Genomic DNA, 14,220 nt, shown 5'->3' with positions numbered 1-14,220 from the left:
CTTAATTACCGCCGGTTTTACTCCAACCAAACAACCAAGACAGCGCTCCTGCAACCATAAACACAACTCCAAACGGTGTGAGATTAGAAATAAGGAATAGAGTCCCACAGAGTATAAATGTGGCACCGATACCTAAAAGGTACTGAGATTTTCGTTGTTTATTACGCTGACTTTTCAGTTGCTGCGTTAGTTGGTCAATATTCGATTGTAAATATTTATGCTGTCTCAAAGCACCATAAATCAAATCAGGAATTTCAGGCATTTTTTCTGCCCAATAAGGTGCCTTTTCTTTTAATGCTTGGGTAATTGCAGGTATCCCTACTTGGCTATGAACCCAGTCTTCAAGGAAGGGCTTTGCTGTTTTCCAGAGATCAAGTTGGGGATAAAGCTGCCGTCCTAGCCCTTCTACATACAGCAGTGTTTTTTGTAATAAGACTAATTGTGGCTGAACTTCCATATTGAAACGGCGTGCTGTATTAAATAAATTTAATAATACTTGCCCAAATGAAATTTCAGCCAATGGTTTCTCAAAAATAGGCTCACATACGGTACGGATAGCAAACTCAAAGTCTTCTACATTTGTGTCTGAAGGAACCCAGCCCGAGTCAACGTGCAACTCTGCAACTTTGCGGTAATCACGATTAAAAAAAGCAATAAAGTTTTCCGCCAAATAGCGTTTGTCTTCTTTGTTTAATGAACCGACTATTCCACAGTCTATCCCTATGTACTGAGGATCTTCTGGATGATCGTAACTCACAAAGATATTGCCTGGATGCATATCTGCATGGAAAAAACTGTCACGGAAAACCTGTGTAAAGAAGACTTTAACACCGCGCTCTGCCAGCAGTTTCATATTGGTCCCCTGCGCTTTAAGCGCAGCAATATCGGAAACTGGGATCCCGTAGATACGCTCCATGACCATCACGTTTTCACGGCAATAATCTGGATAGACCTCTGGTACATACAGCATTGCACTATTTTCAAAGTTACGACGAAGCTGAATGGCATTTGCTGATTCACGGAGCAAATTCAGCTCGTCAATCAATGTTTTTTCATATTCACGCACGACTTCTTTTGGTCTTAATCGTCGCCCATCTGGCAACAAAGGAACCCAATTTGCAATGCGGTACATTAATTTAATGTCAGCTTTAATAATTGGCAAAATATCAGGACGAATCACCTTGATGACAACATCTTTGCCATTTTCTTTTAATATTGCGGTATGAACCTGAGCAATGGACGCAGACGCTAAAGCTTGCTCATCAAAGTCATCAAACCACTGTTCTAGTGGCCCTTCGAGAGACTCTTCAATATAGCTTCGCGCCAGTTTGCCATCGAAACTCGCCACTTTGTCTTGCAATAGCGAAAGTTGATCTGCGATCGCAGGAGGGAAAAGATCTCGACGAGTCGATAACATTTGGCCAAATTTAATCCAAACAGGCCCAAGTTCTTGCAAAGCAAGACGAAGCCTTTCGCCCAATGCTTTATCTTTATGCTTATTTTTAATCCAAAATAAGCCTAAGCGCCCGATTCGTAATGGTAACGTTAGTTTAATTTTGGGGATTAACTCGTCTAATCCGTAAGAGAGAAAAACCCGAATAATGAAGTAAAGTCGTTTTATTTCACCGGGTGTCATTCTTCTCCTCCAACTGGCTTAACCGTTGTTCAAGCGCACTCAATGAATTTTCTACTTGCTCGACTCCATCACTAAAATGAGCAAGTTCAAGTTGGCTAGGAGCCATTTTCCACTCTTCAATTATTGCGTCTTTGATATACGTTTTTTGCTGTTTTACTAAATGAGATGCAAGGCACGCACCTTTATTCAGTAATTTACTAAGCCCTTCAGCTGCAACATCACCGATATACGGTGATAGATAGTGAGCAGGATTCCAAATTGCTAAATCGAGTAAAGAAGACCAGTGCTGCACAATTTGCATATCCCCTTCAATCACGATATCACCACGATTGATAAGTTGAGATAATTGCTGTTTGTCTTTCAATTTAACAAGCGTAAAGATGGATGTTTTAATGGTACAGTCCGCAGGCTCAACCCACTGGCTTAACACATCAACATGATTTTCAGCAAAAACAAGTGTTAACGTTTTATTCAGTTCTTTAAGTTCAATCGCCATAACTTTACCAGCCAAACGCATTCTAGCAGGCTGTAGAACTTTTTCTTTAAACAACACGTGGTTAAGAGAGGTTTCCATCAATGCTGTTATCAAAGAATACAAAACTGTATTTTGATTTTCGGTATGTGTTGATGGTGCTTCCATCTTAGAATTTAAACCCTTTGTGCAATGCGACAATTCCACCTGTCATATTGGTGTACGACACCTGTTCAAAACCTGCATTTTCCATCATACCTTTTAGTGTTTCTTGGTTTGGATGCATGCGGATTGACTCAGCTAAATAACGATAGCTATCTGGATCATTAACGATCGCCTGACCAATACGAGGGAGTATATGGAATGAATAAGCATCATAAGCTTTATTCAAAGGCTCAATAATTGGTTTTGAGAACTCTAGTACCAATAAACGCCCACCTGGTTTTAGCACTCGGAACATAGAGCGTAGCGCTTTATCTTTGTCGGTGACATTACGCAGGCCAAAAGAGATTGTAATACAATCAAAATAGTTATCAGGGAATGGCAGTTCTTCCGCATTGGCTTGTACATAATTAACATTACCGACAATACCTAGGTCACGTAATTTCTCACGCCCCATTTTTAGCATTGAGTCATTAATGTCTGCGAGTATGACTTCGCCTTTTTCACCCACTAAACGTGAAAATTTAGCGGTTAAGTCACCCGTTCCACCAGCCAAGTCAAGTACTCGCTGATTACGACGTACTCCGCTCGCTTCAATAGTAAAACGTTTCCAAATACGATGGATACCAAATGACATCAAATCATTCATTAAGTCATATTTTGATGCTACTGAGTGAAAAACATTCGCTACTAGGCCAGCTTTATCTTCTTTGCCGACAGTACGGAAACCGAAATCAATGGTTTCTTTAGTTGGTTCAGTCATTTCTCTTATGCCTGCTTATCATTCAAACTTTTGTAGGAAGTGTAACAGTCTTTGAGCCAAAACCCTATCAGAAGTCTAAGATTCCGCACAATTAGACGTATCAGACCGCTCAACTAATTGAGGCTCGATAGGCTGCTTAATTTCGACTCCGAGCTCTTTAAAACTTTCCGCTTGGCTAATTAAATTTCCACGTCCTTCGGCAAGGCGTTTCATCGCCGATAGGTAAGTATTATTCGCTTTATCAAGACTGGTGCCTAAAACTTGCATATCATCCACAAACAAGCGCAGCTTGTCATACATTTTCGCTGCTCTATTTGCTATTTCCTGAGCATTTTGCCCTTGGCGTTCATATCGCCACATATTATTAATCGTTCTCACTGCGACTAACAATGTTGAAGGACAAACTAACATAATATTCTGTTTAATTCCTTCATCAAGTAACTCGGGAGCCTCTTTCAAAGCCAGTAAATAAGCAGGTTCAATAGGGATAAACATTAAAACGTAGTCCAATGAACGAATTCCCGGTAACTGATGGTAATCCTTACGGCTCAACATACGCATATGGTTGCGAATAGATGCCACATGGTTTTTTAGTGCTTGTTGCTGTTCATGTGGATCTTCGCTATTGAAGTAATGTTCATAAGAAACCAGCGACATTTTGGCATCAACGACCACATCTTTACCTTCAGGAAGATGAATAATCACATCTGGTTGATAGCGGCTATTATAACTTGTGTTGATACTAACTTGGGTTTCAAATTCACTTCCTTCACGTAAACCTGAGACTTCTAGGATCCGAGTCAGAATGGTTTCTCCCCAGTTCCCTTGAATTTTGTTATCTCCTTTCAGAGCGCGTGTCAGGTTAACAGCTTCTTTGGTCATTTGATTGTTGAGTTGCTGTAATTGCCTAATCTCATAGGTTAAAGTGTGGCGTTCTTTGGCCTCTTCACCAAAACTTTGCTGAACTTGCTGACGAAAACCATCTAATTGCTCACGAAAAGGTGACAACATCGCCAATAGGCTTTTCTGTTGTTGCTCAGATGCACGCCGCTCATTTTGCTCAAAAATACGATTTGCTAGGTTTTCGAATTGCGCTGTCAGCCGTTGTTCACTATTTTGTAAAATGCGTTGTTTCTCTTCATTTGCTAACTGGTTTTGCTCAAAACGGGTGATGACCTCGCGAAGTTCCGCTTCTTGCTCTCGATTGATATCCCTTTGAGTACGCAGTTCTTGATCTAGCCTGTCATATTCCTCTTTCCATTGCGCAAGATGAATATTTTTTTCGTCACTCGCTGCAAGTTGACGATTGAGTTGCTGCAGTTCCTGATCTTTTTGCGCAATTTTTTGGGCAATAGAGAACCAAGTTGCTAAACCACCAACTAAAACGCCACTCAGCACACCAATGACAGCATATAAAAGAGAGGTATCCACGGTTAAATCCTTACTTTACAAAGTCTAGTGTAAGGTAATGGGATACTGTATAAGTGTCCAGAGGTAATTTAGCCATTGAAGAAAATTTTGCGAAGCGCTTCGCAAGCTTAGCCTATCCAACTTGCGAACCACTTTAGGCCCAGCGCCCCTGGCGCTAAAATACCAAATGCCCAAATCATCGCAGAGGCGATATTGGCGAGCTGGAAATGCCGTTGTGGCATTGCGCAAATCCCAGCAACCAAGGGAACAATGGCTCGTAAAGGCCCGAAGAAGCGCCCAAAGAAAATTCCCCAGATACCCCAACGGTCAAAGAAACGCTGCCCTTTATCAATCATTTGCGGGTTTCGAGAAATTGGCCACATATGACGTACATTTTCTTTGTAATGATAACCAATCCAATAAGAGAGCCAGTCCCCAAAGAAAGCACCGAGTGCAGCCGCTAACCATATTGGCCAGAAAGTAATATTACTTTCACCAATCAAAGCGCCAAGCCCGAGTAAAATAACCGTTGCAGGTAACAAAAGTGACAGAAATGCCAGAGACTCCCCAAACGCCAAAAAGAAAATAATAGGAAGCGCCCATACTTCATGTTCGCGTGTAAAGTCCGTCACTATGGTGACAATTTCATTGAGTGTCACGGTCAGTTCCTTTCATTAGGGGATAATCAGAATACTGTAGCGAAAAAGTAGTAAATCAAAGTTAAACAAAGCAAAAACACCTTTGGAAAAACCGAGTTGTGGATATAGAAAAATGGCTCATCCACAACTCATGTTTCAGTTAGTACGACTTAGTCCAAAAATTGACTTTGTAGTGCTTCTCGTTGCTGTTTCCCTAGGCCAAAATCTTTTTCTAACCATTGATCTACATTGCCATACTCTCTTTCAATACTGTTTAGAGCTGTTCTCAAGAAGTCTTCACGTACTGAATAGACATACTCAAATTTTTTCACGATATTTTCGTCCATCGTTTTTGCGTGCTCTTCGAGTAAGTGTTTGCGGTATGGTGCAAGTGTTTCATTAGTCAGTAAGTAATCTTCCATTACAGTGTCTAAATCTGCACCTAACGCAAATAATACGAGTGCAGAACCGACCCCTGTGCGGTCTTTTCCTACCGCACAGTGTTGTACGATACCACCTTTTTCTGGCTGTTTGAGTAAATTGACCAATTGGTAATAAGCAGGATTGTTCAGTGGTAATAATTCATATAAACGGAACATAAAAGCTTGCGGGTCAAATTGTTCCAATATTTCTGGCGTAAGTTTATCTAAATTTGCTGTGACCTCTTTTGCTAACGGATTTGCTGGTGCATGCACATAATGCGCGCCTTGCCAAATGACATCAGGCTTATCTAAGATTTCAGCTTCATCACGATAATCAATGATTTGGAAAAGATTTTGTGAACGTAGAACAGCTTCGTCCTCTTGAGTCAATCGGTCTAACGCACCGGAACGAAACAGGACTCCAGGCTTGATCTTCCCACCATTAGCGAGTTTTTTACCACCAAGATCGCGGAAGTTAATACCGCCTTTTAAAGGCAAAACAGAAGGATGAAGATAAGGTGTTGTTGACATAATAATTCCTTTTCGCCCTACAGCTTTCATTCCAGTTAGCAATAAAACAAATGTAACCTGAACAATTTAAGGGCACATAATATTGATAATTGTTTTTATGACAATAACAGATCTAGCGAATAAGAGGATCAGAATATTTCCTGTAAATTGATTAACAATTGTAACATTTATAAAGGAAATAAAGAGAAATAAGAGGTATGTAAAAGGACTAAGCCCGCTTACTTTTTGTCCACAACCGAGTGAAAGTCAAGTAAACGGGCCAGTAAATCACGGACTACAGTAAGCGGCGTGCAGCTTCAACCACAATACTTAATACGTTACCTTCCGTTTTCTTCAGTAACGCTTCATTTGGAATTTCTTGCTGGGTACGATTTACAATAACACCAGCCACCATACCTGCACGCAAGCCTTTACTACTTGAACACATGGTCAGTAATGTCGCTGACTCCATTTCATAGTTCATCACGCCCATGTCTTGCCACTCTTTCATCGACCCTCTGAAGTGACGCATTACACGGCCGGTATAGGTATCATAGCGTTCTTGACCTGGGTAGAAGGTATCTGATGATGCAGTGACACCGACATGAACGGTTGCGCCCGCGTCTTTCGCAGCAGCATAAAGCGCATTGGTGCAGTTAAAATCAGCAACTGCAGGGTATTCTAATGGTGCAAAGTGTTGGCTAGCACCATCTAAACGTACAGCTCCCGTAGTGACTAACACATCACCGACATTGATATCTTCTTGAATTGCACCTGTTGTACCAATACGTAAGAAAGTACGGATACCAAGTTGTGCCAGTTCTTCTACGGCAATCGAGGTTGATGGACCACCAATACCCGTTGAACAAACAATGACGGCTTTTCCGTCAAGTTCACCACGCCAAGAGGTGTATTCACGTAATGACGCAAGGTGTACAGGGTTATCCATCAGACGTGCAATTTTTTCAACACGGTTAGGATCCCCAGGAACAATCGCTACGGTCGCACCCTGTAAGTCACTTTTCTTTAAACCTAAGTGGAAAACGTCGGACATTTCAAACTCCTTTACACAATGGCATCATTAAATCAGTCGATACTGATTAATCGTTATTTGTAATATAACGAGAAAACGATAAATTTTTAGTGATGGCCGTCACCTTTAATGAAAGTAATAAAAGTTTGATTTCATCATTTAGTGATTTGAATCACATATATTCATTAGCTTTATTTCTCTTTAACATCCATTGTCATCAGTATAGATGAAAGTTTGACATAACGAAAAAAGCGCCCAAATGACTGGGCGCTTTGATTATTTGGCAGAACTAAAACTGATAACGCTATGTTAGAGAATTACATCAAGAATGAGGACACCAACTAGACCTATCGCCCACGCAATGGTGGTCGGAATAGACCAAACAATGATTTGTTGTTTAACGTCCTTAATTCCCATCATTCTGTTCACCACCCAATACAGGCTATCGTTGAAGTAACCGAAGAACAGAGACCCCATGGTTGCCGCTTGCGCCGCGACCAATAAGTTAATATCAGGTATTTGGCTAATAATTGGTGCAGAAATAGATGCTGCAGTAATCATTGCTACTGTACCCGAACCTTGAATCAAACGAACCAACGTTGCGATGATAAACGGAATCAATACAGGTGTAATCGGCAGATTTGCCACGTGTTCTGCAAGAATATTTCCTGTGCCACTATCACGCAGTACTGCACCTAATGCACCACCAGCCCCCGTTACAAGTAGGATGATACCGGCAGCTTGCAAGCCCTCTTCCATACGGTCGATGACTTCTTCTTTTGTTGCTTTTGGCATTAATGTGTAAACAGAGATCAACACACTAATTGATAATGCGATAATCGGTGCACCTAAAAATTGAAACGTTTGGAAGTACCAATTGCTTTCCATGCCTTGGAAAGATTCCGTTTTTAGCATTAACCCATTGATTGCATTTATGAAAATTAACAAAATAGGCGTAATAATCGGTAAAAGCGATAAGAACAGGCTTGGTAATGGTTTATTCGCTTTTTCTTCCATATAACGAGCGTGAACTTCTTTCAGGTCTTCACTACCCGTTTCATCTGGCATAAATTCAGGGTATTTAGTCCCTAACCATTTTGCATAAAGAACAATACCGATAACACAAGGAATAGCGAGGCTCATTCCAGCTAGGATCATTGCGCCAACATCGACACCAAAAATACCGGCAACGCCTAAAGGACCTGGTGTTGGTGGAACAGTATGGTGTGTTACCACTAACCCACCAGCGAGTGCAACGCCTAAAGTCAGTATGCTACGTTTACCATTTTTGGCTAATGCTTTTGCCAATGGGTATAAAATCACAAAAGCGGAATCAACGAAGATAGGAATACTGACAATATAACCGGTAATTGCCAGCGCCCATTCTTCACGTTTTTTTCCTAACCATTTGATAAAGCTATAAGCGATCTGTTCAGCAGCACCTGAAACTTCCAGCACCCTTCCCATCATTACCCCGAGTCCGATAACAATACCGATGCTACCGAGTGTTGACCCAAAGCCTTTTGTAATGACTGTCACGGTCTCTGCCGCAGTCAAACCACCGGATATACCCGCGATTGCTGCAGCAATTAGCATTGCTAATAACGCATGAACACGCGTTCGTAATACTAAGAAGATCAGGACAAATATGGCCACTGCGAGGCCAATAACAGGAATATAGGACATAGGCTATCTCCTACTTAGACGAACCGTGGTGGGTGATAAACGAACGGATCGCATCACCAAACGAGCCATCTGCACGAAAACCGAGATCCAATGCACGGCTGATATCAAATTTGCCCGGCCAGCTCGCCACAATACGGTTAATGGCTTCATCAGGCTCAAAGCGAATAAGATCCACAGCTTCTTGGCCTGCAACATCACGCAGAGCATCGATCATACCTTGGACGGTAACGGTGATACCTGGCAGGTTCACAGTGCGTGATTTACCAAATTTTTCAGCAGGGATACTGACCGCATGAATAAAGTTGTTAATCACAGTTTCAGGGCTAGATAACCATAACGCGAGGTCAGGGGAGACAGGACAAACACTTTCAACCCCATTTAATGGCTCACGAATAATGCCACTTGCGAATGAAGAGGCGGCTTTATTTGGCACACCCGGACGAATACTAATGGTTGGTAAACGCATCACACGGCCATCAACAAAGCCTTTACGTGAATAGTCATTCACCATCAATTCACACATAGCTTTTTGAGCACCATAGGACGATTGTGGGTTAACGACACACAAGTCTGTGATGACATCAGGTAGCTCACCACCAAACACAGCGAGGGAGCTGGTGAACATAAATTTGATTGCAGGGTTCTTGGCACGAGCGACTTCCAATAATTGACGAGTGGCTTCAAAGTTAACCTTCATACCCAAGTCAAAATCACTTTCAGCGTGGCTACTTACGATAGCTGCAAGGTGGAAAACCACATCGGTTTGTGCATCAATCAGTTTATCAGCCGCCCCTGCTTGCGTTAAATCTAACGCGACGCTACTGACTCTGGCATCTTCAACCGGTGATGTAGGGCACTGAATATCGGCTAAAACAAGGTGGTCAAATTTTAAACCCTGGCTATTTTTAAGCAAAGCAGCGGCTAGCTGCTGGCCCAGAAAGCCTGCGCCACCAGTAATAATAACTTTCATTGTAATTCTCCTTGCTATAGCCTTTTAACTGGCTATGCAGTTTTAGGTAAGATTATTTATGTTTTATGTCTTGATTAAATGAAGTTTTATATTTTGTTCTGTTATCCGCTGCACCACATCAGTTGGCAACTGATCATCACAAATGATGTCGTGCAATTGATTCAATGGGCAAACACGAAACATGCCATATTTGCCGAACTTACTACTGTCTGAAACCAGCACACAACGGCGAGCAACATCCAATAGCGTTTGTTTTATCTGAACCTTTTCCTCATGCGGGGTAGAAACCCCGTGCTGCAAATCCCATGAACTGGTGCTGATAAAAGCAATATCAACATTGAGGGTTTTCAGCATCATCGCAGCCGTATTCCCTACACTAGAATGGTTACGTTTATCCACCAATCCCCCGGTGTGGTATAGGTTTAGCTGCGACTTATTCATTAAGTACTGCATAATCGAAAAATCATTAGTGACAATCGTTAAGTTGAAACGCTCGCCGAGTACGCGTGCTATCTCAAAGGTAGTTGTTCCCGCATCGAGATAAACCACTTGCCCATCTTCAACTAGTGAGCTGGCAAACTGGCCAATTTCACGCTTATGGCGATGATGTAACCGCGCTTTTTCACTCCAAGGTAACTCTTGGCGCAGCACATCATTTAACTTAACGCCACCACTAATACTGAGTACCTTCCCTTCTTCTTCTAACATCCGAATATCACGTCGCACTGTCATATGAGAGACATTCATTAGCTCAACCAAGTCACTGATCGATACGGTTTGATGTTCATGCACGTAACGGTAAATAAAATCACGACGCTCAGAAGGGAGCATAGGTTCTCCTAATTATGAATTTGCTTGTTTAAGCCAGCCTAATCCATCTTCGGTGCGGCCTGCAGGATGGTATTCACATCCTAACCAGCCTTCATACCCCATTTCATCCAACTGCTTAAAAATCCATGGGTAATTGACTTCACCGCTATCCGGTTCATGACGATAAGGAACTGACGCTATCTGAATGTGACTAAATTTACCCCATAAACGTTCAATTGTTTTCAATAAATCACCTTCCATAATTTGGCAGTGATATAAATCCAACTGGATAAATACATTTTCACGAGCAATTTCAGGTAGTAATGCTTCAGCTTGTTTTTGTGTCGTCAAAAAGTATCCGGGCATATCGCGGGTATTGATGGGTTCGATAAGCACACGAATACCGTGCTCAGCCATCACATCCGCCGCATATTGAATATTTTTGATATAGCATGCAGTTTGCTGTTCAAGTGTATAGTTTTCATTCACTTTCCCCGCCATCGCATGAACTTGTTTACAGCCTAAGGCTTTTGCGTATTTCAAGGCCGTTTGTACGCCTTCGGCAAATTCTTTCTCACGACCTGGGATCGAAGCCATACCACGCTCCCCTTGTGCCCAATTTCCCGCTGGCATATTAAACAGAGCTTGTGTTAGATGGTGTTTACTCAGCTCCCCCGCAATGACATCGGCATCTTCTTCATAAGGGAAGAGGTATTCGACACCTTTGAACCCCGCATTTGCAGCACGTTCAAAGCGCTGTATAAAAGGCACTTCGGTAAACATCATGCTTAAATTTGCAGCAAATTTAGCCATTTTCGCCTCGCTACTTTTGTGGATAACGACTTTCGAGCTGTTCAACTTGCTCTTGCGTTAATGTTGTAAAGCCATGTGGGCGTAATGTGATATATAAGCGAGCTGTATCTTCTAACTCTTCTGCATTGAAGAAAGCTTGTCTTAACGTTTTGCCACCCACGACCGGACCATGATTTGATAGCAATACCGCATTATGTGTCGGTGCTAATTTTGCAATTTCCTCACCAATTCGGTCATCCCCCGGTGGCAAGTATTCAATCAATGGTAATTTCCCCACTCGCATCACATAATAAGGTGTGATGGGAGGTAAACAATTTGTTGTATCTAACCCCGGTAAGCAAGACAACGCCGTTAACCAAGGTGAGTGAAGGTGAACAACTGCTTGGCAATCAGGGCGTTGCAAATACATCGCCATATGCATAGAAACTTCTTTTGTCGGTTTATCTCCCCCAATCCAATTGCCTTGTGCATCGAGTTTACTCAGTTTGTTAGGGTCTAAATCACCAAAACTGGAGTTTGTCGGTGTCACAATAATCGAACCATCAGGTAACCGAGCACTAATATTTCCTGCACCACCGCTACTGTATCCGCGGTTAAACATTGATTTAGCCCAATCGACTAACTCTTGGCGCAGCGCCTTTTCATCACTCATTAAACATCTCCTGTGCAAACTGGAAGAAATTTTCTTGGCCGAAATTACCTGATTTCAGCGCCAACCAGTTACCGCTTGCTAAGTCCTGTACCCATGGCACACCTGGGGCGATTGGTGAGCCAATACTTAATTGTTCTGTCCCAAGGCTTTGAACCACTTTTCCGGAGGTTTCACCACCCGCAATAATAAAGGTGTCATACCCTTTCGCTTGCAACAGCGCGACGACCTCACCAAATACCTTCTCGACCGCGAAACTCGACTCCGCAGCACCGTATTTCTCTTGTGTTTTTTTCAGTAATTCAGGTGATTGAGTGGCATAAAGCATTGGCGCCAAACCCGTTAGTTGCTGTGCTTGCACCCAATCTGCCAATGTTTTGGCATACTCAGGGTTATTTAAACACTCACCCACATCCAACATTTTTGCAGGAGCAACTTGCTGATAAGCCTGAACTTGTTTGTTAGTCATTACCGAGCAACTTCCCGATAAAACAACTGTTTTCCTGTTTTTCCCTGTTGGCTTTTCACCTCGTTGCGTTGTACCGCCCCATGGACATTGGCTATCCACATTGGCCAGTGCAGCACCGAGACCGGAACCCCCTGTCAACAATGGCATCGCTTTAACCGCTTGTGCGATAGGGAGCAAATCATCCATTGTTAAGCTATCAACAACCGCGTAACTCACACCTTGTTGGGCTAACTCGGTCAGTTTTTGGCTAACAACCTCACTGCCTTTTTGAATATCTTCAAGTTTGATTAGACCGGCTTGACCTTTTGATTGTTTTTCCATCACACGCAATAAATTTGCGTCGGTCATTGGCGTTACAGGATGGTGCTGCATGCCACTTTCATTAAGTAGCTGGCCATTCACAAATAAATGTCCATGAATCACCGTTCTACCGTTAACGGGTAGCGCGGGGCAAACTAATGCTAAGTTTGTACCCAGTTGCGCCATTAATGCATCCGTAACGGGGCCAATATTGCCTTTTTCGGTTGAATCAAACGTTGAGCAATATTTAAAGAAAATTTGCTGGCAATTTGCTTTCTGCTTCAGCCACTTGCACGCATTGGTCGATGCACTAACAGCTTCATCGACAGGACAAGAACGGCTTTTCAAACTGATCACTATCGCATCAACATCTTGTGGTACTGGTGTGCTCTCATCCGGTTCATTCAATAACTGAACAACCTTCCAACCGTTTTGCACCATAAAGCCTGCAATATCTGTCGCACCGGTAAAATCATCCGCTATTACCCCTAACTTCACTGTCATGCTTTTTTCTCCGGTAAAGTAATACCTTTAAATGTTTTGATCACCGCGCTGTCATCCTGCTGACCAAAGCCTTCATTGCTCGCTGAAATAAACATTTGATGGGCTGTTGAAGCAAGTGGCAGCGGGAAATTTAATGCTTTCCCTGTTTCCATCACTAGCCCTAAATCTTTGACAAAAATATCTACTGAGGATTTTGGCGTATAATCACCGTCTAAGACATGTTGCATACGGTTTTCAAACATCCATGAATTTCCAGCTGCATGAGTGACAATGTCGTACATCACGTCAAGCTCAATACCCGCTTTGGCGGCTAAAGCCATACTTTCTGCCGCAACAGCAATGTGTACCCCAGCTAATAACTGGTGAATCGTTTTGACGGTTGAACCTAAGCCAACTTCATTCCCTACTCGATACAAGCGCTCAGAAATAGCGTTAAATACGGGTGAAAGCTGCTCAAATAGAGCTGGTTCACCTGAAGCCATGATGGTCAACTTCCCTTCAGCGGCTTTAATTGAGCCACCTGAAATAGGCGCATCTACAAGGGGTAATTGATATACAGCAAGTCGCTGAGCGATATTTTTAGTTTGTTCCGCAGCCAAGGTACTGTGCAGCACAATAACTGTGCCGGGGCGTAATTGTTCAACTAAAGGCTGTTCACCCGAAAACAAAATGGCTTCAACTTGACGACCATTAACCACTACCAGCAACAAAGCATCAATTTCATGGGCAAATTCCGCTGCATTTTGCCCCACTGCAATTGCTCCTGCATTAAATAGGCTTTTGCATGCATCTTGGTTTAAATCAAATCCATAGGTGGGAATGTTATTTTTTATAAGAGATTGTGCGATCCCCATCCCCATAGAACCTAGGCCAATCACGCCAATTTTATTAACGAAATTTCCCATAATGACCCCTGATGTTGTTAATCTTCGTGACTGTTGTGAATTTTCACACAATAAAATTCACAAACACA

The 14,220-nt window shown here is 42.5% G+C and carries 14 protein-coding genes; all 14 read right to left on the bottom strand.

The window, feature by feature from the left end; all coding sequences use genetic code 11:
* Position 1: 1 nt before the first annotated feature.
* The 14 genes from ubiB to ltnD all read right to left on the bottom strand — a co-directional run bounded on the left by ubiB (position 2) and on the right by ltnD (position 14,152).
* On the bottom strand, positions 2–1,636 hold the full coding sequence (gene ubiB / locus M1F26_RS02610; protein ID WP_140172656.1) for a ubiquinone biosynthesis regulatory protein kinase UbiB: 1,635 nt from the start codon (positions 1,634–1,636) through the stop codon (positions 2–4).
* The gene (locus M1F26_RS02605) at positions 1,623–2,276 is read right to left on the bottom strand and encodes an SCP2 domain-containing protein (protein ID WP_140172655.1); all 654 of its coding nucleotides are present in this window, start codon (positions 2,274–2,276) and stop codon (positions 1,623–1,625) included. The genes ubiB and M1F26_RS02605 overlap by 14 nt, the downstream gene beginning before the upstream one ends.
* Before the next feature lies 1 nt (position 2,277).
* Positions 2,278–3,033 carry a bifunctional demethylmenaquinone methyltransferase/2-methoxy-6-polyprenyl-1,4-benzoquinol methylase UbiE gene (ubiE, locus tag M1F26_RS02600; RefSeq protein ID WP_102139083.1) on the bottom strand — a complete coding sequence of 252 codons (756 nt, stop codon included), beginning with the start codon at positions 3,031–3,033 and terminating at the stop codon, positions 2,278–2,280.
* Positions 3,034–3,108: 75 nt separating this feature from the next.
* Positions 3,109–4,464 (bottom strand): DNA recombination protein RmuC, encoded by a 1,356-nt coding sequence (gene rmuC, locus M1F26_RS02595; protein ID WP_140172654.1) that lies wholly within the window; start codon positions 4,462–4,464, stop codon positions 3,109–3,111.
* A gap of 107 nt (positions 4,465–4,571) precedes the next feature.
* A complete protein-coding gene (locus M1F26_RS02590) occupies positions 4,572–5,102 on the bottom strand; it encodes a DedA family protein (protein ID WP_140172653.1) in 531 nt (176 codons plus the stop codon).
* A 149-nt stretch (positions 5,103–5,251) separates the two neighbouring features.
* Positions 5,252–6,034: a tyrosine-protein phosphatase gene (locus tag M1F26_RS02585; RefSeq protein ID WP_140172652.1), complete on the bottom strand. Its 783-nt coding sequence runs from the start codon at positions 6,032–6,034 to the stop codon at positions 5,252–5,254.
* A gap of 274 nt (positions 6,035–6,308) precedes the next feature.
* Positions 6,309–7,067 (bottom strand): uridine phosphorylase, encoded by a 759-nt coding sequence (gene udp, locus M1F26_RS02580; protein WP_042848832.1) that lies wholly within the window; start codon positions 7,065–7,067, stop codon positions 6,309–6,311.
* Positions 7,068–7,355: 288 nt separating this feature from the next.
* On the bottom strand, positions 7,356–8,732 hold the full coding sequence (locus tag M1F26_RS02575) for a GntP family permease (RefSeq protein WP_140172651.1): 1,377 nt from the start codon (positions 8,730–8,732) through the stop codon (positions 7,356–7,358).
* A 10-nt stretch (positions 8,733–8,742) separates the two neighbouring features.
* Positions 8,743–9,702 (bottom strand): D-erythronate dehydrogenase, encoded by a 960-nt coding sequence (gene denD / locus M1F26_RS02570; RefSeq protein ID WP_140172650.1) that lies wholly within the window; start codon positions 9,700–9,702, stop codon positions 8,743–8,745.
* 63 nt (positions 9,703–9,765) lie between these two features.
* On the bottom strand, positions 9,766–10,533 hold the full coding sequence (locus tag M1F26_RS02565; protein WP_004260836.1) for a DeoR/GlpR family DNA-binding transcription regulator: 768 nt from the start codon (positions 10,531–10,533) through the stop codon (positions 9,766–9,768).
* Positions 10,534–10,545: 12 nt separating this feature from the next.
* Positions 10,546–11,325, bottom strand: coding sequence for a 2-oxo-tetronate isomerase (otnI, locus tag M1F26_RS02560; RefSeq protein WP_004260839.1), 780 nt, complete (start codon positions 11,323–11,325; stop codon positions 10,546–10,548).
* 10 nt (positions 11,326–11,335) lie between these two features.
* The gene (locus M1F26_RS02555; protein WP_110592465.1) at positions 11,336–11,977 is read right to left on the bottom strand and encodes an aldolase; all 642 of its coding nucleotides are present in this window, start codon (positions 11,975–11,977) and stop codon (positions 11,336–11,338) included.
* Positions 11,970–13,247, bottom strand: coding sequence for a 3-oxo-tetronate kinase (gene otnK / locus M1F26_RS02550; protein ID WP_140172649.1), 1,278 nt, complete (start codon positions 13,245–13,247; stop codon positions 11,970–11,972). The genes M1F26_RS02555 and otnK overlap by 8 nt, the downstream gene beginning before the upstream one ends.
* Positions 13,244–14,152: an L-threonate dehydrogenase gene (ltnD, locus tag M1F26_RS02545; RefSeq protein ID WP_004914916.1), complete on the bottom strand. Its 909-nt coding sequence runs from the start codon at positions 14,150–14,152 to the stop codon at positions 13,244–13,246. Before ltnD ends, otnK begins: the two co-directional genes overlap by 4 nt.
* Positions 14,153–14,220: the final 68 nt, after the last annotated feature.

It is taken from the genome of Providencia sp. PROV048 (assembly GCF_033688165.1).
Taxonomy (GTDB): Bacteria; Pseudomonadota; Gammaproteobacteria; order Enterobacterales; family Enterobacteriaceae; genus Providencia; species Providencia hangzhouensis.
This window is presented reverse-complemented; position numbering and strand designations above follow the sequence as displayed.